Genomic DNA, 26,244 nt, shown 5'->3' on the forward strand with positions numbered 1-26,244 from the left:
GCGGATTTACAAGCCCGCGCCGCGCGTGCTAGACGGGCTCTGATGACCCGGGACGAGCAGCTCGAGACGATCCGACGGGTTCTCCGCAGCGAGAGCCTCGCGGTCTTCTCGTTCGCAGGTCCCGAGGCGGGGGATCCGCCGTACAGCTCGGTCATGTTCTTCGCCGAGGACGACCCGGCGCGCCTGATCTTCGGCACCAGCCCCGGGTCGATGAAGCGGCGCTACCTCCGCGGCGGAAACGGCGCCTGCGCGCAGATCGACACCCGTGGCGTCGGGCTTTCGAACATGAGCCGGTTCGCCCGCGTGACGATCCAGGGGCGGCTGCAGCAAATCGAGTCGGAGCCTGAGCGCGCGCGGGCGATCGAGCGCTACGTCGCGAAGCTGCCCGACGCGAAGGTCTTCATCGCGCGCCCCGGGGTCGAGATGTACCTGCTCGAGCCGAGCCATGCGGTCTGCGCGCGCGGACTGCTCGAGCGCTTCGAGGTCGACTTCCCCGCAGACGCGGCTCGGGAATAGTCGTTGGAGCAGAGTCCGCTGCGCAGTGCGCTCGGCCGTTTCGCCCCGCACCTGCGCGGCACCGGCCGTGCGGACGTCTTGCCGGATCTCCTCGCCGGTTTCGCGATCGCGGCGCTCGCGATCCCCCAGGCCGTCGCCTACGCGCTGGTCGCGGGCTTGCCCGCCGAGATGGGCCTGGCCGCGGCGGCGCTGCCCGCGTTGATGGGGTCGCTGTTCGGCTCGAGCCGCTTCATGGTGACGGGACCCACGAACCCGACGGCGCTTCTGCTCGGCGTCTCGGTGGTCGCGCCCGCGGTCGCGCGCGGGGCCGATCCGGTCGCGGCTGCGCTCGCCACCGCCTTGTGCGCGGGACTGATCCTGATCGGGCTTGGCGTGCTCGGCTACGGGCGGGCGTCGCGCTTCCTGTCCGACTCCGTCATCTCCGGGTTCAACGCCGGCGTCGGTCTTCTGATCGCGCTTCGCTACCTGCCGATGCTGGCGGGGGTCGAGCCCGCGCCGCACGAGACGTCGGTGTGGGTGCCGAACGTCTGGTGGGCGCTTCGCGGCGCGGCGAGCGCGATCGGGGCCGCGGATCCGCGCGCGCTCGTCGTCGGAAGCGCGGTTCCCGTGCTGATCCTGGCGGCGCGGCGTCTCGGTCCGCGCTTTCCGGCGGCGCTCGCGGCGCTTGCGCTCGTCGCGGCGGCCGCGACCGCGCTCGGCTGGACGGAAGGAGAGGGAGGACTCCAGCGACTGCAGGCGCTCGCGCTCGAGCTGCCCGGCTTTCACGCTCCGCGCGGGTTCGATCCCGCCCACATCCTGCCGCCCGCGCTCGCGCTCTCGCTGCTCGTCACGGTGCAGGCGATGGCCTCGGCCCGCGCGCTAGAGCCCGGGCGCGGCCCCGCGCTCGACCCGGATCGCGAGCTCTTCTCGCAGGGGGTCGCAAACGTGACCGCGGCTCTGGTCGGCGCGCAGTGCACCAGCGGCTCGCTCACGCGCTCCCTCACCGCGCGGCTCTCCGGCGCGCGCACCCGCCTCGCGAGCGCGACCGCCGGAGGGCTCGTGGCGCTGTTCCTGCCCGTTCTCGCGCCAGGGCTCGAGCGCGTGCCGCTGGCCGCGCTCGCCGGCCTGATCGTGCTCACCGGCTTCGCCTCGATCTCGCCGACGCAGATCCGACGCGCCGCGGCGACTCCGGGCGACGCCGCCGTTCTGGTCGTGACGTTCGCCGTCACGCTCTGGCTGGATCTCGTGCCGGCCGTGTACGCGGGGCTGCTTCTGTCGCTGGCGTTGCTCGTTCGGCGCGCGGGGCGCTTGCAGATGGTCGAGCTCGTGCAGAGCGGGCAGCGGCGCCTGCGCGAGATCCCGATCGACGCGAGTACCGGCGCGACCCCGGCCGTGCTCCTGCAGCTCGAGGGAGATCTGAACTTCGCGGTCGCGCCCGAGCTCGCCGACCGCTTGAAGGAGATCGCCGCGCGCGGTCCCTCATTCGTCACGCTGCGCTTGAAGCGTGCCCGGCATCTCGACGCGACCGTGCTCGAGGTGCTGCGACGCGTGGCGACGGAGCTCGAGTCGCGCGGCGCGATGCTGGTGCTCTGCGGCCTGAACGAGCCGCTGCGCGCCCTGCTCGCGCGCACCGAGCTCGGCCTGGTGCTCGGGCCCGAGGCGCTGCTGCTCACGGGCGGCCGGCTCTTCGAGGGCCTCGAGCGAGCGCTCGATCTCGCCCGCCGGCGGCTTCGCCCGCTCCCGGACACGGAGCTGTTCCGCAACGAGCCCGACGACGACTGGCAGTACGAGATCTAGGCGGCCGGCTTAGACTCCCGGCGATGGAGAGTGTGCGGATCGATCGCTGGCTCTGCGCAGCGCGGGTGTACAAGTCGCGAACCCAGGCGACACAGGCCTGTGTGGGCGGCCGGGTGAAGGTCAACGAAGAGGGAGTGAAGCCGCATCACGGGCTGCGAGTCGGCGACCGCGTGAGCGCGCAGACCGAGCGCGGACCGCGAATTCTCGAGGTGACGGCGCTCGCGGAGAAACGCCTCTCCGCGGCGCTCGCGCGCGAGCTCTTCCTGGACCACTCGCCGCCGCCCGAAGCCCGACCGCTGCGCGCGCGCATGCCGCAGCGCGCTCCCGGGGCGGGGCGCCCGACCAAGCGCGAGCGCCGGGATCTCGAGCGCTTCCGCGGCGGAGGGTCGTAGCCGTCCGCGGGCGCGCGGAGTCTCGAGCTTCAGCGCCCCGCGCGGCGCGGCAGGCGGCGCAACAGGAATGGAAGCGCGAAGCGCAGCGCCGGCGCGATGCTTCGACCGAGCCATCCGAGGCGCCGAGTCTGCGCGGCCGACGCGAAACGATCGAGCTCCAGTCTGTCGCGGAGATCGGCGCCGAGCGCCGCGACCGAGCGGTCCAGTGGAATCCCCGTGGCGTCGGCGATCCGAACCATGCGCTCGAAGTTCGACGCAACGGCCGCAGCGTCCACGAGCCCCGCGGGCCCGAGCGCCGCGCGCACCCGCTCCCGCGCGCGCGAGAGCGCCTGGTCGTCGCGTCCGACCAGCGCCTCGGCGAAGGCGCCGAGCGCCGGACCGTTCGGGACGAGGCTCGAGCCGGCTTCGTCTCCCGTCGCCACGGCCTCGACGCCGTAGCGTGTGCCGTCGATCTCGCCGCTCGCACGGAGCAGCAGCGCGTGGGAGCTGGTTCAGTAGAAGCACTCGCGAAGCGCGGAGACGCGCGCGGCCAGGAATTCCGCCTGCGCGCGCGAGAGCGTTCCCACTCTCGCTCTCGGGTCCGGGACGAGCTCCATCGGCAGGTAGTGCGCGCGGCTCAGATCCGCGAGCGTGCGGACCTCGTCGGGCACGAGGCTCAGTGCGCGGATCACGTTTCCCGTCGCTCCCCGGCGCCAGAGATCGGCTTCGCGTCCGGTCGCGCCGAGCGCGGGGATCATCGGCACCCAGGCTCCGTCGTCGCGCGCCTGGCTCGGTCGGTAGTGCGACGGCTCGCCGGCGAGCGGCAGCGGAAGCGCGTGCTTTGCCACGCCGATCGCGCGACAGAAGGCATCGATGCTGACCACCGTCACGACGACACCGACGAGCTCGACGTACGCGCCGCTCTCGAGACCGGCCGCTTCGAGAGTTTCGAGCCAGCGCTTCGAGAGCCGGCCGGGGTCGCCCGCGATGCGGTGCGCCGCCTCGACCGCCGCCGCGTCGAGCGGTGCGGCGGCCGCGTGCTCGCCCGGGACCGCGCCCGGCGCGATCGCGTCGCGCCGCGCCGCGCAGAGCGCGCAGCTCGCTTCGCTCCGCACCTCGCGCGCGATCGCCACGCGCTCCGCGCCGGTCCACCAGGTCCCCGGCGAGGCGAGCCGGAGCCATGCACGCCGATGCGCCGCCGGAAGGTCCGTGCGCACCGCGACCTCGGCTCGCGAGTAGTCGATCGGATCCGCCGCTGTTCCTCGCGCGTCGATGGTCTTCATCGCGCAGGCGCGCGGGGCGCTCAGCCCCGGTTCGCGACCTCGGTCTCGAGGTAGCGGATGATGTCGAGCGATTCGTGCATCCAGCGCACGCCGCCGCCGGGCAGCTCGATGCGCAGGCACGGCACCGTCTGTCTGCCCGTCGCCTGCACCAGCTCCCGCCGACGGTCGGGATCGAGCTCGATGTCTCGCAGCTCGAGCTGGAGGTCGAGACGGTTCAGGGCGGAGCGCACGCGCCCGCAGTAGGAACAGCCGTCGAAATGGTAGAGCGACAGATTCGGAGCCTTCATCGCCTCCTCGGCGACCCGTAGGGTCGGGCACGCGGAGCTTACTTCAGCCGGAGCGGGTAAGGTACCGGGTGCCGATGCGTCGCCTCGTCGCCGCCGTCCTCGCCGCGCTGCTGATCGCTTGCGCCCAAGCGCCGCCGCTCCCGACTCGAGCCGGTGACGCCGCGCCGGAGGCGCGCTCTTCCGACGGCGAGCTTTCGAAGCCCGCGCCGGCGCCGCGCGAGGTCGCGGCCGCCGAGGTCGGGTCGATCCTGCCCTCGCGATCCGACCTCGTCGTGCGCGGCGAACGCAGCTACTGGATCGCGGCTCCGGGGCAGGAGTACGAGATCCTGCGCGCGCGCGAGGGCGACTGGCTCGCGCTCGCGACCGGAATCGGCGAGCTGCGCGCGAGCTGGGGGCTGCTCGCGGGATGGAACTCCGATCCGCTCCGCGATCTGCCGGCGCTGCTCGCGCACGCGCGCGCTTCGGGGCTTCGCGGCGAGGACCTGGTTCTCTACGAGGAGGAGCTCACCGGCGCCTACCTCGTCGGCCGCGACCTGTACGTCGTGCGCGAAGGCGTGTTGCGGGAGCGGCCCCGCGAGCCGCTCGCGAAGCAGACGCGCGCGGAGCACGCGGCGAGCCGTGAACGGCTCGCGCGGGCCGTCGATGCGCTGATCGCTTCGTTGCCGAATACGCCGATCGCGCCCGAGAGCCGGTCGGCGCTGGCGGAGATCCTGGCGCAGATCACCCTGGAGGACGCGCAGCACGATCTCGATCTGATCCCTCCGAGCTTCGCGCGCCGGCTCGTGCGCGCCGGATGGCTCTCGGTCCTGCACGCGCCCCGCGCCTTGACCGACGCCGTGCGCGACGCCGTGCTGCGCTGCGAGACCATGCTTCCGATCGCGAGCTTCGGGCGGCCAGGTGCCGAGATGCAGCTCGTCGAGGATGCGTTCGGAGCGCGCGTCTGGACCCTGGCGACACGCGAACGTGTCGGGTATGCGGTGTTCGCGCCGCTTCCCGCCTACTACAGCAACGGAAGCGTGACGCGCCTGGTCGTGCGCCTTCCGGGCGGAGCCGACCCGATTCGCGACGCTTCGCGCTGGATCGAGGCGGAGCTGTGGAACGGCCCCGAGCGCATCGCGGCCTGGGATTCCGCGCACGGTCTGCGATCCGAGCCCGACGCCTGGCGCAAGGCGTTCCCGAGCACCGGGCCAGGGGTCGAGTGGGCGGCACTGCGCGATGCGCTTCCGCCGCACATCGTCGTGACGGCGCCCAACTCCGACGTTCTGGCGCTCGTCACCGCACACGGCCGGCTCGACCCGGTGCAGGGAGCGGGCGAAGCGGCGGCGGAGATCTGGTACCGGCGGGCCGCTGCCGCGCTACCCGACGCGGCGCACCTGGACCTGATCGGGCAGTACCTGCTCGTCTACACCTTCGACAGCCCGGACCCGCGGATTCCGCTGTTGATCGGCACGCGGACGGTCTCGGGCGACGTACACCAGACGGCGTTGCAGACGCTCTCCGCCCAGGCCGGCGGAATGCTCCGCGGCGACTGCGACGATCTCTCCGAGCTCTATCAGGAGATCGCCGCGCGGCAGGGTCGGGTCGCGCACATGATCGGACTGCCCGCGCATGCGGCGCTGGCCTGGGCCGAGCGGGAGAACGACGGAGTCTGGCTCACCTACGTGCTGCAGACCGGGCAGCCGCTCGCGTTCCCGGGCGCGTCGCTGCAGGAGAGCCTGGAGCTCGCCTACAAGAGCTTCGGCAGCGGGGAGCTCTTCGACCTCACGAAGCTCGAGGTGCTGCTGCGCTTCTCCGGCGAGAACACGCGCTCGAGCTGGTTCCTCTCCTCGCGGATCTTCGAGGATCCGCAGTACGCGCGGACGATGATCGACGTGCAGCGCGACTGGCACTTCCAGACCTATCAGCGCGCGATCGAGAAGATGCGCAGGCTCATCGCCGGCGGCGACGAGGACGCGTCGAACTACACCGAGCTCGCCGGCCTGTACCACTACACCGGTCAGTACGAGCTGGCCGCGCAGGCGCTGTCGGAGGCGATCTCGCGCACGCCGGTCGGGGGCACACGACTGTCCATGTCGATCGATCGCGTGATCGCGCTCTTCAAGGCCGGCCAGCTCGACGAGGGACGCGCGCTCGCGCGCGAGCTTCGCCTCGTGCAGATCCCGGCGCTCGAGGACGAGCTCGGCACGCCGCTCGTCGACCCGAGGCTCGCGCTCGCGGATGCGCTGCAGGTCGAGCGCGCGGATCTTCCGCTCGCGCTCGAGATCATGGCGGAAGAGGTGACGCCTGCGGTCGAGAAGCTGATCGCGCGGCTCGACACGTCGCTCTCGGACGAGGGGCTCGATCTCGAGCTCTGGCGCGCGCAAACCGAGCCCGAGCGCGGACGGCTGCGCTGGTACGTGGCGAGCGGCGTGTCTCTGCTCCTCGCCTGTCGCAAGTTTGAGCCGGAGGCGCGCTCGGACCTGCGAGCGGAGATCGAATCCGGGATCTCGCGCTGGATCGACAGGCTCGCCTTTCGCGAGCTCGATCCGGCGGACGCGACGCTCACGCGCTACGCGGTGCTCGCCCGCTTCTACGAAGCGCGTTTCGGGCCCGAGGCGATCCTCGCGCGCGTCGAGGCGGCTCCGCTCCCGCCGAGTGGCGGCATCGACCACGCTCGCCGCGAGTCCGGCGACGCGCAGATCGAGCGGGATCTCTCGTTCGCGCGCGTCTCGCCGACCTTCTGGGCCAGCGAAGTCGCATCGCTCTTCTCGGAGGAGCACCGGAGCCTCGACGTCGATCGCGTCGCCCGCCTGGCCAGGCGCAGCGGCCAGGCGCGCGAAGAGGCGCGCGCGCTCGGGCTCGATCACCGCAGCTTCGAGACGGAAGCGCGCGAGCTCCGGCTGATCGCCGCACTCGCAAGCCAAGATTCGATCGCGCTGCGGCGCGAGCTGCGCGAGATCAAGGTCGAGAACGACCGCCGCGTGCGCATGAACGCAGCGAGCTGGATCGCGAGCGCCTCGCGCTTCCAGACGCTGCGCGAGTTCGCGCGCGTGGTCGCGATCTGGCGCGAGGAGGTCGGCTACAAGCCGATGTGGTTCTGGATCGCCTGGAGCGCCGCGCTGAACGGCGCGACGGATCAGGCGCTGCTGGTCGCGAGATCGGCCGCGAACGAATACCCCGACGACCGCGCGTTCGCCGAGGAGTACCAGTTCATGCAGCGGCGCTTCGCCGCCCCACCATCTGCCGATAGGCCGAGACGGGAAGCAAGTACGCGATCATCGACGCCGGAATCACGCCGACGATCAGGCACAAAAGCCCGACCATGACGACGACCAGCGACATGACGATCAGTGCAGCGCAGCCACCCTTGAGGCCCGAGGTCGCGTCCCACGAGGTCTGCAGCGCCTCGACGGGGCCGAGACCCTGATCCACCGCGTAGAACCAGGCGAAGTTGAGCCGCGCCATCACCAGGAAGGTCCACGCCAGGTTCACGATTCCCCCGACCGCCTCGAGGATCGGCGCGCCCGCCGCGGTTCCGATCAGGCTCAAGGACTGTCCGAGCGCGCTGATCAGCGAGCTCAGAACGAAGAGCAGGAGCATCGAGAGCAGCGAGCGGCCGTAGTCCTGGAAGCCACTGAACAGGTCGGCGAACTCCGCCTCCCCGTCGATCACGTTCAGCAGGAAGCGGATGGCACCCCAGGCGAAGACCGGCACGAGCAGGAAGATTCCGACGACGGTGACCATCGACGCGAGCGCGAGCAGCACGCCGACGAGACCGACTCCGAGCAGGAGTCCGAAGTTGGCCCAGGTCTTCGCCCACGCCTCGTTGAACGCGAGCCCGAGGTCGAAGCTGCCGGTGCCAGCGACGGCCAGCGACGGCTGGGTGAGGTTCGCTTGCGGCGGTGCGTACCGGTCGTCCGACATCGTCTCGGAGTCTAGTCGAATCGGTTGACCGGCGAAGGGCGACGTGAGAGCTTCGCCGCGATGGATGCCTCGAATCCGAGCCTGTCTCAGCTCGCCGAGACCGAGGCTGCGATCCTGTCGCTCGAACGCGAGCGAACGCGACTGCCGCAGGTGATCGACGCCGCCGAGGCGCGCGCCGCAGCCGCGAGCGATCTCGCGGCACAGGCGCGCGCGCGGCTCGAGTCCGCCGAGAAGGACCGCCGCACGCGCGAGGCCGAGGTTCAGGATCTCGGCTCCAAGCGCAGCAAGTTCCAAGCGCAATCGGCGGTCGTGAAGACGAACAAGGAGTACACGACCCTGCTCCACGAGATCGAGACGCACTCCAAGCGCATTGCCGAGGTCGAGGACGCGATCCTGGTCGCGATGGAGGCGATCGAGGCGGCGACCGAGGAGCTGCGGCACGCGGAGGCGGCCGCGAAACAGTCCGACCGCGAGGTGAAGAAGGAGACCGACGAGCTTCGCGAGCAGCTCGCCGACGTCGAGAGGCGCCTCGCGCAGCACCGCGAAGTGCGAACGGCGCTCCTGAGCGGGCTCGGTCCGAAGGTCGAAGCCCTGTACTCGCGCGCGCTCAAGACCCGCGCCAACGGCATCGCGCGCATCGAGCACGGCGGCTGCTCGGCGTGTCATCGCACGCTGCCGCCCGAGGTGATGAATCGCGTGGTGGCAGGCGAGGTCCACGCCTGCGCAAGCTGCCACTGCATCCTCGTGCCCGCCTCGCTCGTCGTGTAAAATCTCTTTTACTGTCAAATAGTTACGAGATTTCATCGACGGTGGTCCGGCGAGCAGCGCGAGTTCGAGGTTTGCTAGACTCGCGCGCGGTCCAGGGGGCACGCACATGCTCGATCGAGAACGCTATTGGGATTGTCTGGACCAGGCCATGGAAGCCTCCTCAAACGGGCAGCCGGACGAGGCGCTGGCCTGGTTGAACGAGGCTCTGAAGGCCAACCCAGAAGGGGCGGAGGCCCACAACAGCCGTGGAGAGCTGTTCTGGGACAGCGGTCGACACGAGGAGGCGCTCCAGGAGTTCGAGCGCGCGCTCGAGGCCGAGGCCGACTACCAGCCCAGCCAGCTGAACCGGATCGAGATTCTGATCGAGGAGTTCCAGGAGTTCGAAGAGGCCCTCGATCTTGCCGACGACCTGCTCCAGTCCGCGCTCGAGAAGCCCGTCGAGGCGGAGGTCTACTACCTGAAGGCGAAGGCCCTCTTCTACCTGGACGACCTGGAGGGGGCGCTCTTCCTGCTCCGGCGTGCGATCAAGATCCAGGGAGAGGTGGGCATCTACCGCGGCTTCGAAGGGCAGGTTCTGTTCGAGATCGGGCAGTTCGACGAGGCCCGGCGCTCGCTCGAGCGGGCGCTCGCGCTCGAGCCCGAGTGCGCCCACAGCACCTACCACCTGGCCCTCGTCGCCGAGCATGCCGGCCGGCTCGAAGAGGCGGAGCGGCTCTTCGCGAAGGCCGCTCGCCTGGCGCCAGAGCTCTACCCGCTGCCGATCCGGATCGGCGCCGCCGAGTTCGAGGCCGCGGCCGAGCAGGCGCTGAAGAGCCTGCCCGAGACGATCCACAAGTACGCAGAGAACTGCCCGGTGATCATCGAGGACCTGCCGAGCGACGAGATCGTGAAGCGCGAGTACGTATCGCCGCAGGTCCTCGGGCTGTTCCTGGGCGTGCCCGCGACCGAGGTCGGTGCGAGCCCCACGCTGGGCACGCTCCAGCGCGTCGACATGGACCGGATCCTGCTCTTCAAGCGCAATCTCGAGCGGATCGCGAAGGACCACGACGATCTCGTGGAGCAGATCCAGATCACCGTGAAGCACGAAATCGGCCACTTCCTCGGCATGGACGAGGAAGAGGTCGAGCGCCTCGGACTCGCCTGAGGCGGGTCGTGGCTGCGTCCGGGGCGATCGGGCTCGCGCAGCGCCTGCGCGCGCTCCCCGACGTTGTCGAGGTTCTGACCCGACCGGCGGAGCTCTTCTCGTACGAGTCCGACGGGCTGACGCTGGAGCGCGGCGCGCCCCTCTGCGTCGCGTTCCCGACCACGGCCGAGTCCGTGTCCGCGATCGTCCGGGCCTGCAACGAGGCGGGGGTGCCGTACGTGCCGCGTGGCGCGGGCACCGGGCTCTCCGGCGGCGCGACTCCGGTGAACGGCTGCGTGATGATCGAGTGCGCCCGGATGGACCGCGTGCTCGAGATCGACGCCACCAATCGGACCGCGACCGTGCAGCCGGGCGTGATCAACGAGCATCTCTCCCACGCGGTCCGTCCGCTCGGCCTCTTCTACGCTCCGGATCCGTCGAGCCAGTCTGCCTGCACGATCGGCGGAAACGTCGCCGAGAACAGCGGCGGCCCGCACACCCTGAAATACGGGACCACGAGCCCGCACGTGCTCGAGCTCGAGGTCGTCCTTCCGGACGCCAGCGTCGTGCGGCTCGGGCGCCGCGATGGTCACGCGCACGGCTACGACCTGCGCGGCCTCTTCGTCGGCTCGGAGGGAACGCTCGGAATCGTCTGCTCCGCGACCGTCCGGCTGCTGCCGCTGCCCGAGGCGGTCTGCACGCTGCTCGCCGGATTCGCGAGCCTTCGCGACGCGTGCGCGGCGGTCTCGACGATCATCGCGAGTGGAATCGTGCCGTCTGCGCTCGAGCTGATCGACGATCGCACGATCGACGCGGTCGAGGCGTCGGTGTACGCGGCCGGCTATCCGCGCGACGCGCGCGCGGTGCTGCTCGTCGAGCTCGATGGGCCCGAGGTCTCGGTCGGATCCGAACGCGACCGCATCCGCGAGATCTGCAGCGCGGGCCGGGCCGTCGAGGTTCGCGTCGCGCGCGACGAGGCCGAGAGGCTCGCGCTCTGGCGCGGACGCAAGGGAGCGTTCGGCGCGATGGGGAGGCTGGCGCCGGATCTGTACGTGCAGGACGCGGTCGTGCCGCGGACGAAGCTGCCGGAGGTGGTCGATGCGATCGACGCCGCGGCCGAGGCCCGGGGCATTCGGATCGCGAACATCCTGCATGCCGGCGACGGGAATCTGCACCCGAACATCAGCTTCGACCGGCGCGATCCCGAGCAGCTTCGCACGGTGCGCGCGCTCGGTGAAGCGATCCTGCGCATCTGCATCGATGCGGGCGGCGTGCTCTCGGGCGAGCACGGGATCGGGCTCGAGAAACGCGACTACATGTGCCTGATGTACTCCGAGGCGGACCTCGCGCCGATGCACTGGGTGCACGACGCCTTCGACCCGATCGACCGCTGCAATCCCGGAAAGCAGATTCCGGCGCCGCGGGCGTGCGCGGAGAGCAATCCGCGGCACCGCGGCTACGAGCACGTGAGCTTCTAGCCGTGATCGCTGCGTTCGAGGCGATCGTCGGCGTCGCGCACGTCGAACGACCGGCAGCGCTTCGACTCGCGGGGGCAGGCGTTCGCGGGATCGTTCGCCCGAAGCACGCGCGCGAGCTCGCCGCCTGCCTGCGCATTGCGGCGGAGCGGGAGCTCGCGGTCGTCGCGCATGGCGCGGGAACGCGGCAACACCTGGGCAATCCGCTCGCCGCGGCTTCGTGCATTCGGCTCGACCTCGGGCGAATCCGAGAGCGGATCGAGATCGACGCCGACGAGGGCATCGCGACGATCGACGCGGGCGTGCGGGTCGGCGAGCTCGCGCTCAGGCTCGGAGCCCTGGGAAAGACGAGCCTGCTCGCGGAGCTCACGCCCGAGGGGACGGTCGGTGGCGCGCTCGCGTCGGATCCGCTTCGTCCCGAGTGGTCGCTCGATCGACGCCTCGCAAACGAGGTGCTCGGCATCGAGGTCGCGCTCGCCAACGGCGAGCTGGCCTTCGCCGGCGGACGGGTCGTGAAGAACGTGACCGGCTTCGACCTGGTGCGGCTCTACTGCGGATCCCTCGGCACGCTCGGCGTGATCACGCGCGCGACCCTGCGCCTGCGTGCGGCGCCGGAGCGAGAGCGGATCGCCGTCGCCCGCTTTCCGTCGCTCGAGGCGGGAATCCAGGCGTTCTCGAGCTGCGCGGCTCCGTTCCCGTCCGCGGGCGCGGCTCTGATTCCCGACGGCTCCGGCGTGCAGCTCGTCACCAGGATCGTCGGCGACACGCGGGCGGTCGAGCAGCACGCGGCGCGGATTCCGGGCGACGAGGTTCCGCCCGAACGCTGGGGGCGGTTGCGGCATTCTCTCGCGACGGCGCCCCCGGCGGGTCGTGCGCGTGTCCGTCTGTCCGCGCGCCCGAGCGACGCCTTGGACTTGTGCCTCGCCACCGCGGGAGTGGTGGGCCTCGCTTCGCTCCGCGTGGTCCTGCCGAGCGCGGGCTCGGTGGTCGCAGAGGTCGACGACTCCGAGCTGCCGCGGCTCTTCGAAGCGGCGGAGCGGCTGGACGCGCTCTTCGTCGCGGAGCGCGCGCCGGACGCCGGGCCCGCCCCGTGCGACGTCTTCGGACCGCCGCCCGGGTCGCTTGCGCTGATGCGCGCGCTGAAGGCGCGCTTCGATCCGCGGCGCGTGCTCGCGCCCGGTCGCTTCGTCGGGGGGATCTAGCCTTGGCGGAGCCGAGCCTGATCGACTACCAGGCGACACTCGACTGTGTCCACTGCGGCCTCTGCCTGCCGCACTGCCCGACCTACCAGGAGACCGGAAGGGAGTCGAGCTCGCCGCGCGGTCGCATCTACCTGATGCGCGGCGTCGCCGAGGAGCGCATCCCGCTCGACGAGCTGGTCGTCGACGAGATGAGCCTCTGCCTGGGATGCCGAGCCTGCGAGTCGGCCTGCCCGGCCGGAGTGCGTTACGGCCACCTGCTCGAGGGCATGCGCGCCGAGATCGACGTGCGCGGTGCTCGCGGTCGCGTGCGTCGCTTCGCGGCGAGGATCGCGCTGCGCCGGGTCGTCGCGTCGAAAGGCGTGCTGCGCGCGCTCGTCGGAGCGCTTCGCGTCTATCAACGCAGCGGCATGCAGCGCGTGCTGCGCGCATCGCGACTGCTCGGGCTCGTCCCGCCGCTCGCGCGGATGGAGCGCATCCTGCCGACGCTTCCCGATTCGCATCGGGCGCCACTCCTGATCCCCGCGCGGGGCGCGCGGCGCGGGCGCGTCGCCTTCTTCTCGGGCTGCCTGATGCCGGAGGTCTTCGGCCCGGTGAACGCGGCGACGATCGAGGTGCTCGCGCGAAACGGCTTCGAGGTCGAGGTCCCGACGGGGCAGGGCTGTTGCGGCGCGCTCCACCTGCACGCGGGCGATCCGGAAGCCGCGGAGAGACTGCACGCCGCCAATGTCGCGGCCTTCCGGCTCGACGGGATCGATGCGCTGATCCTGAACTCGGCCGGCTGTGGCGCGGCACTTCGCGAGTCGGGCGACGGTCTCGCGCGCAAGGTTCGGGACGTGACGGAGTTTCTCGCCGAGGTCGGGCTGCGCGAGACCCCGCGGCCGCTTGCGATGCGCGTCGCCTACGACGATCCGTGCCATCTCCTCCACGGCCAGCGCGTCGCCGCGGCGCCGCGGGATTTGCTGCGCGCGATCCCGGAGCTCGACCTGTTCGACCTGCCGGGCTGCCGCGACTGCTGCGGCGCGGCCGGGATCTACAACCTGACGCAGCCGGCGATGTCCGCGCGTCTGCTCGAGCGCAAGATCCAGGCGATCCGCGACACCGCGCCCGAGGCCGTCGTCAGCGGAAATCCGGGCTGTCTGCTGCAGATCGGCGCGGGTGTGCGAGCCTCGCGGCTGCCGGTCGAGGTGCTGCACCCGATCGAGCTGCTCGCGCGCGCCTACGCAGATTCGCGTCAGTCGTAGAGCAGGGCGTCCGCGGGCGCTTGCGGCAGGCGGATGCGTGGAAATGCGGCCAGCCCCAGGGATTCGACGCCGCCCTGCAGCACGAGATCGACCGGAAGGATGCTCTCGCGCGCGTTCACGAAGCCGTGTTTCTCGTGCGTGCTCCGGTAGACGGCTTCGGAGCGCGCGGACGGGCGAAGATCCGGCGCATCGACCGTCCCGAGGCGCGCGGACGCGAGGAACGCGTCCCGAGCCGCGTCGCTGCTCGGGGATTCGCGAGGATCGCGTGTCAGGCTCGCGTAGCTGATCTGCTCCAGACGCGCCGCGAAACGCGCGAAGTCGTCGGCCGGGATCTGGGCCAGAGCCGGCTCGCGATCCTCGAGCGAGATCTCGATGGCGCTCCGGCCGACCAGCACGACGCCCGCCGCGGCGATCTCGCCGTTTCGCGTCGCGCCGTCGAGAAGCTCGGGATTCAGCCCGAGCATTCCCGGAGCCCAGAGCTCCGGGTGCTCGACCAGGAATCCGTGGGTGAGCCTGATTCGCTGCGGGGTGACGGCGCGCTTCTCTGCGATGAAGCGCTCCCGCGCGCGCGCTCCAGACTCCGTGTCCGGGTACTCGCGCGCGATCGCGACGAGCAGGGCGAGCTTCATGTCGATGCGCTTCTCCCGCTCGACACCGGAGAGCATCTGCTCGGCGATCTTCTCGCGATGGCTCGCGATCCGCTCCGGATCAGGATCGGCGAGCGCCTGCTCGTGTCGCAGCGCTGCGCCGAACTGTCCCCGCGCCGCGTAGCGGGAGGCGAGATCTCGGTCGATCTCCGGGGCGTGCTGCCCGTGTGGACGCCGCACGGTGTAGCGCTCGCCCGCGATCAACACGCCCTGCCCGAAGCGCGCGCTCGCGGTCGGGTACTGGATCAGCCGCAATGGGAAGGTGACGAGTGAGATCGCGGTGCCGGGCAGATCGAGCAGGTACTCGAGCGGCCGCGGCAGATCGCGGTGCCGCGGCCCGTTCGCATGCGGGCCGAGCGCGAGCCAGGCGAGCCGCGCGCGACGGTCGGCCGTCGCCGCGGCGCGGTAGACGGCGTACGGGTTCTGGTCCGGATCCGTGAGGATCGCGACGGCCTGTCGCGACACGGAGTCACCCTTGGGGGCGAGCTTCGGGACCTCGCCAAGCGTCGCGAAGAAGCCGTCCTCGTCGCCGCGCGCGAGCGGGCCGAAGCTGGACAGGAACGCGAGCTCGCCGCCGATATGCGGCGGCGCGCCGTCCGCTCGCCAGCCTGCCGCGCGGGCGGCAAGAGGCTCCGCCGCAGCCACGAGCGCCTCGCGCGCGAGTTCGAGATACGCGTCGCGCGAGCTCGTTTCCAGGCTCGGCGGCGCGAGCTCGTGCATCTGGAGCGAGCTGCGCACCTGCGCGTCGCGGCTCGCGAGACCTGCGCTGGAACGCTCGAAGAGCTTCGCAGCGGGCTCGCTCTCGGGCCGGCTCGCGAGCGCTCGCCCCGCCAGGATCCGCGCGCGCTCGAGCTCGCGCGCTTCCAGCGCCTCCTCCGCGCCCGCGAGCGCGCGCTCGTAGCGCTCGGCTTCGAGCTTCGCGCGGTAGCGCTGCGCGCGCGCGGCGATCTCGCGAGCGCGCGGATCGTCCGGATGGCGCGCCAGCCAATCGTCCCATGCGCGCAGCGCTCGCCGCTCGCGAACGCTCGCTCGAGGCAACTTGTGCGCCGTGAGAAGCGTCGCGAGCAGCGTCCGAGTCGCGTCGATCGGATTCAGCAGGCCGGTGAGCAGGAGCTTCGACGCCGGCTCGACGATCCGGTTCACGAGCGCGCCCGCCCTGAAGCGCCGGTCCGCGGCGAGATCCGCGTTCGCGCTCTCGAGCGGGTCGCTCGCGATCACCCGCTCCAGGCGAAGCCGGATTGCGGGATCCAGATCGTCGCGCGCGAGCAGAGTGCGTGAATGCGCCGGGAAGGTGTCGCTGCCGTCGCAGGCGGCCACGACCTCCGCCGCGTTGTCGACCAGACCCGAGGGTGCTTCGGCTCGCTGTTTTCGCAGCTTCTCCTCGCGCTCGAGCGCTGCGCTTCGCGACAGCGCCTGGTCGGTTCGGCCAGCGAGCGCAGCGGCAGCGACACGCACGGCAATGCGTTCGGCGTCGTCGGGAAGCGGCGATCGCGCCGGGCGCGCGTCCCGACGCGGCTGCAGCTCTGCGGGTGTCGGCGCGCGCGTGCACGCGCACGCGCAGACCGCGAGCACCAAGGTGAAGGCGAGCCTAGCGCGGGACACGTTCCTCGTGCACCTGCATGGTGAAGCCGAGGAAGGCCTCGAGCTTGTGCGCGCCCTCCAGCTTCTCGACGCTGCCGTCCTGCTGCGCGACGACCTCGTAGACGCGCGTCGCACCGTGTGCGTACTCGTCGAAGGTGGTCGCGTCGAAGCCGAGCGACGGCGGCGGAAACCGCTGCGCGTACCTGCGCGAGAATGCCGCGTACAGATCGCCGAGCGCGAGCAGGTGGCGGTTGTGGTACTTGCTCTCGCCGTGGACCCGCACCAGCGCTTGAGCGCTCTGCAGCGCGGCGGCCTCGTAGCGCGGGTCGAGCGCCGCGTGTGCAGCGAGCGTCGCGGCCTCGTCGACGTCGACGCGCTCGAGCTCCTCGTCGACGACGTGGCGCCAGTGCGTGGTCGCGACCTCCGAGCGCAGCGCGCCGAGCACCTCGCGCTGCGTCGCCCGGGCGTCGGCGGCCTGCTCGGGCGTCGCCTCGGGTGAGGGTGCCAGCATCCGAGCGTCCTCGAGCCGCGCGTTCACGTCCCGCCCCGCGCGCGCGGCATCGGCCAGCTCCGAGCCGAGATCGGTGACGCGCGCGTAGTGGCGCCGCGCCAGGTCGTACTCGCCGATGCGCTCGAGCGCGCGCGCCTTGGTGAACCAGACCACGTCGGTCGCGTAGCCCGAGGCCAGCTTCTCGGGATGCGCGGTCTCCAGCGACTCGAGCCGTTCGAACGAGACGCGGAAGACGTTCTTCCCGGTGAAGTCGCGCGCCGGCGCAAAGCGGTACGTGTCGTCGTCGACGTGCAGCCTCACGACCGCGACCACTTCGAGCAGATCCTGCGTCGGCGCCAGCGCAGCCGGCGGCTCGGTGCTCGCGCATGCGCTCGCGAGCGCGGCGCAGGCGAGCGTCCGGGCCGCGAGCCCCGCTCGCGCGCGGGTCAAGGTCGTGCTTTCCGCCGCGCCGCGATCAGGTTCAGCATCTTCTCCGTCGCGATCACGGCAGCCGCCAGCTGATCCGGATCGACCCCGATCGTGCTGAACGGCTGCGCGCGCGCGCTCGTCTGCCAGCTGATCAGCGTCTCGACCAACGCCCCCGTCTTTCCGCCGGGCGGGATCCGAACCTTGTAGTCGACCAGCTGCGGCAGCTTCAGGTCGAAGCCGCGCACGGCCTTGGCGAGCGCCTTCATGAAGGAGTCGTAGCCGCCGTCTCCGGAGGCGGAGGCCGTCACGAGCTTGCCGCGATAGCGCAGCGAGACCGAGGCCCGCGGCTCGCCGTCGCTCTCGGAGTGGAACTCGTAGCGCTCGATCCGAACCAGGGATTCGCCGGGAGTCTTCAGCACGTCCGCGATGATCAGCGGCAGGTCCTCTGGCGTGACGATGTGCTTCTTGTCGCCGAGCTCGACGATCCGGCGCAGCACCAGGTCGCGCTTCTCCGCCGGCAGCTTGATGCCGAGCGCCTTCAGGTTCTGGTCGATCGAGGCCTTGCCCGCCATCTTCCCCAACGCGTAGCGGCGTCGGCGACCGAAGCGCCCGGGCGAGAGCCGCGTCAGGTAGAGCTCGGCCTTGGCATCGCCGTCCGCGTGGATTCCGGCGGTCTGCGTGAACACGTCGCGACCGACGACCGGCGTGTTGTCGGCGATCGCCTTGCCGGAGAGCGTCGCGACGATCTCGGAGACGGCGACGAGCCTGCGCTCGTCCACGCCGGTGCGGAACGGCGTCAGGTCGTGCAGCGCGGCGACGACCTCCGCGAGCCGCGTGTTGCCCGCGCGCTCGCCCATTCCATTCACGCTGGTGTGCACGCCTCGCGCACCGGCGGAGACCGCTGCGATGCAGTTCGCGGCGGCGAGTCCGTAGTCGCCGTGTCCGTGGAACTCGAAGTGGATCTCGGGCCAGGTCCGCGTCATCAGGCCCACGTAGCGAGTGACGTCGTCCGGAGTCATCACACCGAGCGTGTCGGGCAGATAGACGCGTCGCACACCCAGGCCCGTCAGGTTCTGCACGTGGCCGAAGACGTAGTCGAAGCTGTCGCGAACGCCCTGCGACCAGTCCTCCAGGTAGACGTTCACGACGAGCTTTCTCGAGCGCGCGTAGCGGATCGTCTCGGCGATCTCCTTGAAGTGCAGCTCCGGCGTCTTGCGGAGCTGTCCCTCGCAGTGGCGGCGCGAGCCCTTCGTGAGCAGGTTCACCGCGCCGCCGCCGTGGGCGACGATCCAGTCGACCGACCGGCGCCCGTCGACCAGTCCGAGGATCTCGCTGCGCTCCGCACAGCCGTTCTTGCGCGCCCAGGCGGAGATCCGCTTCACCGCCTCGACCTCGCCCTCCGAGACGAAGACCTGCGCGATCTCGATCCGATCGACGCGAACCGAGTCGAGTAGAAGCCTCGCGAGCTCGAGCTTCTCCGAGGGAGCGTACGCGACGCCCGGCGTCTGCTCGCCGTCGCGAAGCGTCGTGTCCATGATCTGGATCAGCGGGGGGGGCATTCCGCTAGGCTAACGCAACCCCGGCTAGATCGGCTCGGGCTCGGCTTCCTTCTTGGCACGCTCGTCGTGCGCCTTCTTGGCGGCCAGCAACGCGGGCATGACCCGGTCGAGGTCGTCCTGCCTCCAGAGGTGGTCGGTCGAGAAATCGCGGATCAGCGCCGGCTGCTGCATGATCGCGAGCTGGCCGCGCATCACGTGGATGATCTGGCCGGTGAACTCCTGCGCCGCCTCCGAGCAGAGCCAGCTCACGACCGGCGCGATCTGCTGCGGGCCGGTCAGCGGGTTCTCGAGGTCCACCTGTGCGCCGCGGCCCTCCATGAGCGGGATCGTCATGCGCGTCGCGGCGCCGGGCGAGATCGTGTTCACCGTGCAGCCGTACTTCGCAAGCTCCAGCGCAAGCACCCTCGCGAAGCCGGCGATGCCCGACTTCGCCGCGCCGTAGTTCGACTGTCCGAAGTTCCCGAACAGCCCCGAGACCGACGAGAAGTTGATGATCCGGCAGCCGCGCCGGTTCGTCTCGCGGATGTAGCGTGCGAACGGCTGCGTGCAGCAGAAGTGGCCCTTCAGGTGGACGGCGATGACCGCGTCCCAGTCGCTCTCGTCCATGTTGAAGATCGTCTTGTCGCGCAGGATCCCGGCGTTGTTCACCAGGATGTCGCAGGCGCCGAACGCGGAGATCGCGGTCTGGAAGATCGACAGCCCCCCTGCCATGGTCGCGACCGAGTCGTAGTTCGCCACGGCCTTGCCACCGAGCTTCGCGATCTCGGCCACCACGTCGTCGGCGACCTTCCCGGAGCCGCTGCCGTCCGCGTTGCCGCCCAGGTCGTTCACGACCACCTTCGCGCCGTTGCGCGCGAAATCGAGCGCGATCTCCCGGCCGATGCCGCGGCCCGCGCCGGTCACGATCGCCACCTTTCCGTCCAGAACGCCCATCGCCAAGCCCTCCATGATTCCGGGCCCATTCTACGTCAGGACGGCTCCGCCTTGCGCTGGCCGCGGCGCTTGCGCAGCTCCTTGCGCTGCTCCGGCGTGAGCTCCCGCCAGCGCTCTCGCAGCTGATCGCGTTTCTCGGGCGGAAGCTCGCGCCAGCGCTTGTAGCGCTCGCGCGCCGCCTTCCTCTGGTCCGGAGAGAGCTTCTGCCAGCGCTCCAGGTTCTTGCGCACCCGGGCCTGCTCCTTCGGCGGGAGCTTCTCGAACTTCTGGTAGCGCTCGCGAACCTTCTCGCGCTGCTTCGGCGAGAGCTTCTTCCAGCGCTCCCGCGCAGAGCGATCCGGCGACTTCTCGTCGGCGCGCGCGGGCCATGCGCCGCCCGCGAGGGCGAATGCGCAGGCGCGCAGGAAGCCGCGCCGACTGACGGCGCTTCTGCCCGCCGCGGGGCCGACCGCGCACGGGGTCATCCCTGGTCCCCCTCGAGCGCGAGGAGAACGTCGACCATCTCGATCAGCTCGAGATCGGGATCCTCGAGCAGCTCGAGGTCCCGCGTGCTCGAGACGATCGGCAGGTCGGTCTCGGGCGGGGTGCGTCCGCGCAGAGCCAGAACCACGGCCGCGGTCACGGCCGCGGCCCCGCCGAGTGCGAGCGCCAGCCGCCGCGTCAGCAAGCGCGCGACCCCGACGCGCGGAGGCTCCTGCTCGCGCGCGATCCGCGCCCAGAAGCGAGCCTCGAAGCTCGCCGGCGGCTCGATCGCCGGCAGCGAGCCGAGCGCGCGCGACAGCTCGCGCTCCGTCGATAGCGCCGCCCGGCAGACCGCACAGCCCTCGAGGTGCGCCTCGAGCTCGCGGCGCTCGGTCGCCTCGAGCTCTTCGTCCTGGTACGCGACCAGCTGCGCGCGGCGCTCCGAGCAGGTCATGGTGAGGTCTCGCTTCCCAGCTCCGCGAGCAGAGTCTCGCGGGCGCGGTGGATCAGGCTCTTGACGCTCGGAACGGTGGTTTCCAGGGCCAGCGCGATCTCGCTGTAGTCGAGCCCCTGCTCGCTGCGCAGCAAGAGGGCCGCGCGCTGCCGCTCCGGCAGCTTCGCCAGCGCCCGCTCGATCTGCTGCCGTTTGCGGTCGGCCTCGAGTCGATCGTCCACGCCGGGCGCCGGGTCGACCTGGCCGGCCAGGTCGAGATCGGTCGCGGGCCTTTCGTGGCGCCGGTGCGCCCGAGAGAGCTCGTTCAGCGCCAGGTTGTGCGCGATCCCGAAGATCCAGGTGGAGAACCGCGCACTGGCCTGGTAGCGATCCGCGGCGTTGTAGATGCGCACGAACACGTCCTGCGTCAGCTCCTCGGCGCGGGCACGGTCCCGAACCAGCCTCGTGAGGAAGGTCAGTATGCGCGGGGTGTAGCGGCTGAAGAGGGCCTCAAACGCGCGCCGGTCGCCGTCCCGAAAGGCCAGCATGAGCCGGGCGTCATCGTCGACCATCCGCCGCCGCGCACCCCCGAACGACCTTCAGCCCGTGGAACCCGCCGAACCTGCTCGGGTTGCGCGGCCGGGGTGCGGGTCGCGCGCTCGCCGACCGGCAGGGGCAGGGCGAAGTCGGGCGAGCCTTCAGGCTCAGCCCGAGATCGCAGGCTTGATGAACTGGACCCAGGTCGCGATCAGCAGGCCGACCGTGGACAGGCCCAGGAACGTCATCGTGATCGCCATCATTCCCCAGCAGATCATCGAGCCGAGCCGATCCTTGGTGCCCTGCGGGAGGACCATCTCGACGAGGACCGAGCCGGCGATCATGCCGAGCATGACGAGGACGATGAACTTCACAGGCGTCTCCTGGCTGAAAGGCCGGACAAGTAGACCACAGGCGGCCGCGCAGGGTCAAAGCCCGTCGCGAGTCGACCGGACGAAGCGCTCGACCTCGCGCACGAACGCCTCGGGCTGATCCAGGTTCAGCACGTGGCCGGCGCCGGGAATCTCGACGCGGACGGCCCTCGGCAGCTTGGCGGCCATGACGTGAGACGCGCGCTGGAAGTTCGCGTCGTGCTCGCCGACCAGGACGAGCGCGGGCAGGTCGATCTCGTGCAGCACGTCGACCAGGTTCGGCACCGGCCCGGCCACCCCGCGCGCGAAGCGCTGCAGCCCCGGGACGCCCGCGCGCAGGATTCCCCTCCGCGCCTCCGCCGCCTGCGCCGTCTCGGGGTGGAGCCCGAGCAGCTCGGCCTGCGCGCGCGAGCCCTCCAGGTACTTCTCGAGCCCGACCTCGCCCATCTTCGCCGCGGCGCGCTCGAGCATCGACTCCCACTGCGCGAGCGCCTCGGGGTTCTTGAACCCGGGCCCGGTGTTGAAGAGCAGGAGCGCCCTCACGCGTTCGCGGTGCGCGCGCGCGTAGGAGAGCGAGACGATCCCTCCCACCGAGAGCCCGCCGATGAATGCGGGCTCGCCGCCGGCCGCCGCGTCGTGCACGCAGCGCAGGTCCTCGACGACCTGCGAGAGCGTGTAGCGCTCCGCCGGCTCCGGAGCGTCGGAGAGACCGTGACCGCGGTAGTCCCAGGTCACCACGCGCGCGAACCGGGCCAGCGCGTCCACTTGCCCGGCCCAGTGCAGGTGGGTCGAGAACGAGGCGTTCGAGAGCAGCAGCGGCGGTCCCGAGCCCTGCGCCTGCCAGAAGATCTTCGCGCCGTCGCTCGCCTCGGCGAAGGGCATGCCTAGGCCTGCTCCATCCTGGCTCGGAGCGCGCGCGTCATCTGCTGCAGCTGCTCCTTCATCGGCGCCTTGATCGTGAATTCGGGAACCAGCGCCCGCGTGCTGCCGTCCATCGCGATCACCACGCGCGTCGTCTCGGGATTCACGGCGGCCAGCGAGATGTTCCCCTCGAGCGAGCGCCAGATCTTGCCGTCGCAGATCTTCTCGAAGCGCATGCCTCCGCCGGGACGGCTCTTGAACTTGAAGCGCACGGTCGTCTCGGCGCCAAGCGCGGACACGCGCGTGCGCGTCTCCCGCACGCCGCCGGCGTTCGAGACGATCTCCGTGTCGGGAAACAGCGAGGTGATCGTCGCGTCGCTCTCGAGGACGCTTGCGCAGGCCGCGACCGGTCGGCGCACGACGAACTCGTTCTCGAACTTCATCCGCGGTCTCCTTCGCCCCCGACCCCGCAGCATACCCGACGCGGGATTTGGACCGGAATCGCCGGCGGGATAGGTTCTTCGCGGTGACCCCCCCCGAGCCCGGCTCCTTCTCCGACCTGCCGCCCTGGCGCGTCGAGCCCGAGCGGATGCCATGGCGCAGTGGAGTCGAGGGGCTTCGCGCAGAGACGCTGTCGCGCCTGCCGGGGATGCTGCGCCGGAGCCGGCTGCCGCCGCTGGGTCGATTCCTGGGCGCGGGCTGGAAGCTCGGCGGCGCGCTCGCCCTCTGGTCGCTCGACGAGCGGCGAACCGGCGGGGCGCACTCCCGGGCCGGCCTCTCGCGGCGGCTGCGGCGCGCGTTCGAGACGCTCGGACCCGCGTACATCAAGCTCGGACAGATCGTCTCGTCCGGACGCGGGCTCTTCCCGGAGGAGCTCGTGGCGGAGTTCCGCTCGCTGCGCGACAAGGTGCCGCCGGAGCCGTTCGAGGCGGTCCGCCGCGTGGTCGAGGCCGAGCTCGGCCGTCCGCTCGGCGACGTCTTCGAGAGCTTCGACACGAGCTGTCTCGCATCGGCGTCGATTGCGCAGGTGCACGCGGCGCGGCTCCGCACCGGCGAGTCGGTCGTGGTGAAGGTGCAGCGCGGGTCGGTCGAACGGCTGGTGGCGAAGGACATCCGCGCGATGGCCTGGATCGCGCCGTTCCTGGTCGGCCGGATTCCGGTCGCCGCGCTCGCGAACCCTCCGGCGCTCGTCGAGCTCTTCGCCGAGACGATCTCCGAGGAGCTCGACTTCCGGCTCGAGGCGGAGAACATGCTCGACGTCGCGCGCGTGCTCCGCGACGCGGGCTCGTCGGTCGTGATCGTGCCGCGCCCGCACCCCGAGCTCGTGACGCGCCGCGTTCTGGTGATGGAGCGCTTCGAGGGCTTCGGCTACGAGGAAGCGCCCGAGATGCGCGCGGCGGGAATCGACACCGCGGCGGTGCTGCGGTCGCTCCTGATCTCGTTCCTCGAGGGCGCGATGATCTACGGCGTATTCCACGGCGATCTGCACGGCGGCAATCTCTTCGTGATGCGCGACGGACGCGTGGCGCTGCTCGATTTCGGCATGACCGGTCGCATGGACGAGAAGCAGCGACTGGCCTTCCTGCGCATGATGGTGACCGGGGCGATCAACGACCGTCGCGGGCAGCTCGAGGCCTTCCGCGATCTCGGCGCGCTGCCCGAGGACGTCGACGTCTCGGCGCTGATCGGCGTGCTGAAGCTCGATCAGGCGCCCCGGGATCCGACCGAGATGTCGGGCGAGGAGCTGGTCTCCGAGATCCAGGGAGTTCTGAAGGGCCTGCTCGCCCACGGCGCGCGCCTGCCCAAGCACCTGATGCTGTACGTGAAGAACATGATCTTCCTCGACGGCGCGATCGCGCAGCTCGCGCCCGACCTGAACCTGTTCGCCGAGGTGACGCGGATCTGGGGGCACTTCGCGAGCCAGCACGGCGAGCGGATCGCGCGCGACCTCGGCTTCGATCCCGGCAAGGTCGGCCTGGACCTCGACGGAATGAAGGCGACGCTGGGAATCTCGGCCGAGGTCGAGTCGCTCACGCACCGCGAGCTGATCGCGCGGCGCCAGAAGGTGCGCGAACGGCTGGAAGAGGTCGGCGCCGCGCCGCGCCTTTCTTAGTTTCCTCCGCCTTCGCTGCGCTGCGCTACGATGCGCAGGTGGTGGTGCGCATCCTTCTCGCGCTGCTCGTGCTTCCGTCCTTCGGGTCCGCGAGCGCGAGCGCCGCTCCGCCGGACGATCTCTTCGAGCTGCAGAGGCTCGAGCCACGCGACGGGCGCACCGTCGCGGCCGAGCTCGGCGACTTCGATGGCGACGGAAGATCCGATCTGCTGCAGGTCGTCTTCGCCGGAGTTCCGCCGCACGAGACGCGCCGTCTCCGGCTCTGGCGTCAAGGTGAGGATGGGCGGCTCTCGTCGGAGCCCAGCTACGAAATTCCGGTGCCGGAACACAGCGCTGCGTACGACGTCGGTGACGTGCTGGAGCTGCCGGGGAGCGAGCTCGTGCTGCTGCGCCCGAACGGACTCACGATCCTGTCGTTCTCGGATCCGTCGCTGCCGAGCCGCGATCTCGAAGTCGACGGCTCGACCTTGGTGCCGAGCGAGGACGAGCGGGGTCTCGATCGCCTGCGCTTGATCTACCGCGATTTCGGCCCGGAGCCCCGGCTGCTGGTGCCGATGCTCGCGGAGACGATCTTCCTCGCGCCAAGCGGCGAGCGGCGTGCCCGGCTCGATGCGGGCGCGCGCGCGAACTACTTCCTGCCGCCGCGACCCGGGCCGCTGCTGGTCGACAGCGACATCCAGCTGCTGCTCGACGTGCCGCGAATCTCGGTGGGCGACGTGGACGGCGACGGACGGGCCGACGTCGTGAGCTTGGGCCGCCACCGGATCCGAGTCTTCCTCCAGCGCGAGGACGGAAACTTCGTCCACGCGCCCGATCGCGAGTACAAGCTCGCGTTGATCTCGGAGCAGGATCACATTCGCGGCTCCGGCGCGGTTCGCGGCGACGCGCGCGACGTCTCGGGCGACGGAAAGCTCGACCTGATGGTCTCGCACATGGAGGGCGGGCTCACCGACGCGAAGTCCGAGACGCGCATCTACCTGAACCGCGGCGGTGTATGGAATCTGGAGGCGCCCGATTTCGTCGCGGACGGCGGCGCCGGCTGGGGCGCGGATCAGCTGGTGGACATCGACCGGGACGGCCGGCCCGAGCTCCTGCACGTCGCGATCCCGTTCAGCGTGCTCGAGCTGGTCGAGGCGCTCGTCACGCGCTCGATCGACGCGCAGATCCGCGTCTACCGGTCCGACGCCGCCGGTGCGTTCGCGAAGACGCCCTGGTTCTCGCGCAAGCTCGAGGTCGCGATCAGCTTCGACACGGGGCGGCCGAAGGGCTTCGTTCCGAACGGCAACTTCGACTTGAACGGCGACGGGTTCGACGACCTGCTCACACCAGGCGACGGCGATCGCGTCGAGGTCTGGCTGGGCGGCCCGGAAGGCATCTCCACGGATCTGGCCGGGGGCCAGCCGATTCCCACCAGCGGGCGCGTGCGCGGCGGCGACTGGAACGGCGACGGGCTCGCGGATCTGCTCTTCTACGACCCGAGAAAGCCGGCGACGCCGGTCGTGATCGCGACCAACCGGGGTCTGCTTCCCGGCACGCTTCCGCACATCAGCTCGGAGCACCCGGCGCAGACCGGGCGCTAGTGCCTAGCGGATCTCGATCCAGTACGGCGGCAGGTACGCGAGCGCCCCGTCGACCGGCAGCCAGTCGAGCGCGAGCGCGAACGGCAGCTCCGCGGGGAGCAGCGCGCGCAGCAGCGAATTTCGCGCTTCGCCGCGGATCAGCTCGCGAACCTGCTCCGCGGTGCTGCGCGGCGCGGGCAGGATCAGCCGCGCCGGATCTGGCTCGCTCTCGATCCCGGCCTCCTTGCGCGCGCGCTCGATCGCGGCTCGCAGACCGCCGACCTCGTCGACGAGCTTGCGCGCGCAGGCGTCGCTTCCGAGCCC

General features: G+C 71.0%; 24 protein-coding genes. 11 read left to right on the forward strand and 13 right to left on the reverse strand.

The genetic code is table 11. The features are described 5' to 3' along the window. The first annotated feature begins 42 nt into the window (after positions 1 to 42). Genes FJ108_07525 through FJ108_07535 form a run of 3 tightly spaced genes read left to right on the forward strand, consistent with a single transcriptional unit; the run spans position 43 to position 2,684 of the window. Positions 43 to 516: a pyridoxamine 5'-phosphate oxidase family protein gene (locus FJ108_07525; GenBank protein ID MBM4335745.1), complete on the forward strand. Its 474-nt coding sequence runs from the start codon at positions 43 to 45 to the stop codon at positions 514 to 516. A 3-nt stretch (positions 517 to 519) separates the two neighbouring features. Beyond that, entirely contained in the window at positions 520 to 2,292 is a 1,773-nt protein-coding gene (locus tag FJ108_07530; GenBank protein ID MBM4335746.1) for a SulP family inorganic anion transporter, read from the forward strand. A 23-nt stretch (positions 2,293 to 2,315) separates the two neighbouring features. Then, a complete protein-coding gene (locus FJ108_07535) occupies positions 2,316 to 2,684 on the forward strand; it encodes an RNA-binding S4 domain-containing protein (protein ID MBM4335747.1) in 369 nt (122 codons plus the stop codon). A gap of 29 nt (positions 2,685 to 2,713) precedes the next feature. Here the strand turns inward: FJ108_07535 and FJ108_07540 are convergent, their stop codons facing one another. The 3 genes from FJ108_07540 to FJ108_07550 all read right to left on the reverse strand — a co-directional run bounded on the left by FJ108_07540 (position 2,714) and on the right by FJ108_07550 (position 4,233). Next, positions 2,714 to 3,106 carry a hypothetical protein gene (locus FJ108_07540; protein ID MBM4335748.1) on the reverse strand — a complete coding sequence of 131 codons (393 nt, stop codon included), beginning with the start codon at positions 3,104 to 3,106 and terminating at the stop codon, positions 2,714 to 2,716. A 69-nt stretch (positions 3,107 to 3,175) separates the two neighbouring features. Next, complete coding sequence (locus FJ108_07545) at positions 3,176 to 3,946, reverse strand: hypothetical protein (GenBank protein MBM4335749.1); 771 nt, start codon at positions 3,944 to 3,946, stop codon at positions 3,176 to 3,178. Positions 3,947 to 3,966: 20 nt separating this feature from the next. Continuing rightward, positions 3,967 to 4,233 carry a glutaredoxin gene (locus FJ108_07550; GenBank protein MBM4335750.1) on the reverse strand — a complete coding sequence of 89 codons (267 nt, stop codon included), beginning with the start codon at positions 4,231 to 4,233 and terminating at the stop codon, positions 3,967 to 3,969. 74 nt (positions 4,234 to 4,307) lie between these two features. Here FJ108_07550 and FJ108_07555 point away from each other — a divergent pair, with 74 nt between their 5' ends. After that, positions 4,308 to 7,538, forward strand: a complete 3,231-nt coding sequence (locus tag FJ108_07555) for a hypothetical protein (GenBank protein ID MBM4335751.1) — start codon at positions 4,308 to 4,310, stop codon at positions 7,536 to 7,538. Here the strand turns inward: FJ108_07555 and FJ108_07560 are convergent. Next, positions 7,423 to 8,136 carry a hypothetical protein gene (locus FJ108_07560; protein MBM4335752.1) on the reverse strand — a complete coding sequence of 238 codons (714 nt, stop codon included), beginning with the start codon at positions 8,134 to 8,136 and terminating at the stop codon, positions 7,423 to 7,425. The two genes, FJ108_07555 and FJ108_07560, sit on opposite strands and share 116 nt — an antisense overlap. A gap of 60 nt (positions 8,137 to 8,196) precedes the next feature. Between FJ108_07560 and FJ108_07565 the strand changes: the two genes are divergently transcribed. The 5 genes from FJ108_07565 to FJ108_07585 all read left to right on the forward strand — a co-directional run bounded on the left by FJ108_07565 (position 8,197) and on the right by FJ108_07585 (position 13,945). Then, positions 8,197 to 8,904 carry a hypothetical protein gene (locus tag FJ108_07565; GenBank protein MBM4335753.1) on the forward strand — a complete coding sequence of 236 codons (708 nt, stop codon included), beginning with the start codon at positions 8,197 to 8,199 and terminating at the stop codon, positions 8,902 to 8,904. A 106-nt stretch (positions 8,905 to 9,010) separates the two neighbouring features. After that, a complete protein-coding gene (locus FJ108_07570; GenBank protein MBM4335754.1) occupies positions 9,011 to 10,048 on the forward strand; it encodes a tetratricopeptide repeat protein in 1,038 nt (345 codons plus the stop codon). Next, on the forward strand, positions 10,045 to 11,505 hold the full coding sequence (locus FJ108_07575; protein MBM4335755.1) for an FAD-binding protein: 1,461 nt from the start codon (positions 10,045 to 10,047) through the stop codon (positions 11,503 to 11,505). Before FJ108_07570 ends, FJ108_07575 begins: the two co-directional genes overlap by 4 nt. Next, complete coding sequence (locus FJ108_07580) at positions 11,346 to 12,704, forward strand: FAD-binding oxidoreductase (protein MBM4335756.1); 1,359 nt, start codon at positions 11,346 to 11,348, stop codon at positions 12,702 to 12,704. Before FJ108_07575 ends, FJ108_07580 begins: the two co-directional genes overlap by 160 nt. Beyond that, positions 12,593 to 13,945: a (Fe-S)-binding protein gene (locus tag FJ108_07585; protein ID MBM4335757.1), complete on the forward strand. Its 1,353-nt coding sequence runs from the start codon at positions 12,593 to 12,595 to the stop codon at positions 13,943 to 13,945. Before FJ108_07580 ends, FJ108_07585 begins: the two co-directional genes overlap by 112 nt. Here FJ108_07585 and FJ108_07590 read toward each other — a convergent pair. The 9 genes from FJ108_07590 to FJ108_07630 form a co-directional block, all read right to left on the reverse strand. Next, positions 13,936 to 16,167: a hypothetical protein gene (locus FJ108_07590; GenBank protein ID MBM4335758.1), complete on the reverse strand. Its 2,232-nt coding sequence runs from the start codon at positions 16,165 to 16,167 to the stop codon at positions 13,936 to 13,938. The genes FJ108_07585 and FJ108_07590 overlap by 10 nt on opposite strands. Before the next feature lie 13 nt (positions 16,168 to 16,180). After that, a complete protein-coding gene (locus FJ108_07595) occupies positions 16,181 to 17,113 on the reverse strand; it encodes a hypothetical protein (GenBank protein ID MBM4335759.1) in 933 nt (310 codons plus the stop codon). Next, the gene (locus FJ108_07600) at positions 17,110 to 18,651 is read right to left on the reverse strand and encodes a 2-isopropylmalate synthase (GenBank protein ID MBM4335760.1); all 1,542 of its coding nucleotides are present in this window, start codon (positions 18,649 to 18,651) and stop codon (positions 17,110 to 17,112) included. Before FJ108_07600 ends, FJ108_07595 begins: the two co-directional genes overlap by 4 nt. A 24-nt stretch (positions 18,652 to 18,675) precedes the next feature. Continuing rightward, positions 18,676 to 19,584 (reverse strand): SDR family NAD(P)-dependent oxidoreductase, encoded by a 909-nt coding sequence (locus FJ108_07605; protein ID MBM4335761.1) that lies wholly within the window; start codon positions 19,582 to 19,584, stop codon positions 18,676 to 18,678. A 35-nt stretch (positions 19,585 to 19,619) separates the two neighbouring features. After that, positions 19,620 to 20,048 (reverse strand): DUF3106 domain-containing protein, encoded by a 429-nt coding sequence (locus tag FJ108_07610; protein MBM4335762.1) that lies wholly within the window; start codon positions 20,046 to 20,048, stop codon positions 19,620 to 19,622. Beyond that, positions 20,045 to 20,500 carry a hypothetical protein gene (locus FJ108_07615; protein MBM4335763.1) on the reverse strand — a complete coding sequence of 152 codons (456 nt, stop codon included), beginning with the start codon at positions 20,498 to 20,500 and terminating at the stop codon, positions 20,045 to 20,047. Before FJ108_07615 ends, FJ108_07610 begins: the two co-directional genes overlap by 4 nt. Then, positions 20,497 to 21,051: a sigma-70 family RNA polymerase sigma factor gene (locus tag FJ108_07620; GenBank protein ID MBM4335764.1), complete on the reverse strand. Its 555-nt coding sequence runs from the start codon at positions 21,049 to 21,051 to the stop codon at positions 20,497 to 20,499. The genes FJ108_07615 and FJ108_07620 overlap by 4 nt, the downstream gene beginning before the upstream one ends. A 132-nt stretch (positions 21,052 to 21,183) precedes the next feature. Then, entirely contained in the window at positions 21,184 to 21,390 is a 207-nt protein-coding gene (locus FJ108_07625) for a hypothetical protein (protein MBM4335765.1), read from the reverse strand. A gap of 54 nt (positions 21,391 to 21,444) precedes the next feature. Then, complete coding sequence (locus tag FJ108_07630) at positions 21,445 to 23,073, reverse strand: alpha/beta fold hydrolase (GenBank protein MBM4335766.1); 1,629 nt, start codon at positions 23,071 to 23,073, stop codon at positions 21,445 to 21,447. On the opposite strand from FJ108_07630, the gene FJ108_07635 reads away from it, so the two are divergent. Both FJ108_07635 and FJ108_07640 read left to right on the forward strand, forming a co-directional pair. Beyond that, positions 22,838 to 24,361, forward strand: coding sequence for an AarF/ABC1/UbiB kinase family protein (locus FJ108_07635; protein ID MBM4335767.1), 1,524 nt, complete (start codon positions 22,838 to 22,840; stop codon positions 24,359 to 24,361). The genes FJ108_07630 and FJ108_07635 overlap by 236 nt on opposite strands. Positions 24,362 to 24,399: 38 nt before the next feature. Further along, entirely contained in the window at positions 24,400 to 25,941 is a 1,542-nt protein-coding gene (locus FJ108_07640; GenBank protein ID MBM4335768.1) for a VCBS repeat-containing protein, read from the forward strand. Positions 25,942 to 26,244 lie beyond the last annotated feature (303 nt).

It is taken from the genome of Deltaproteobacteria bacterium (genome assembly GCA_016875225.1).
Taxonomy (GTDB): Bacteria; Myxococcota_A; UBA9160; order SZUA-336; family SZUA-336; genus VGRW01.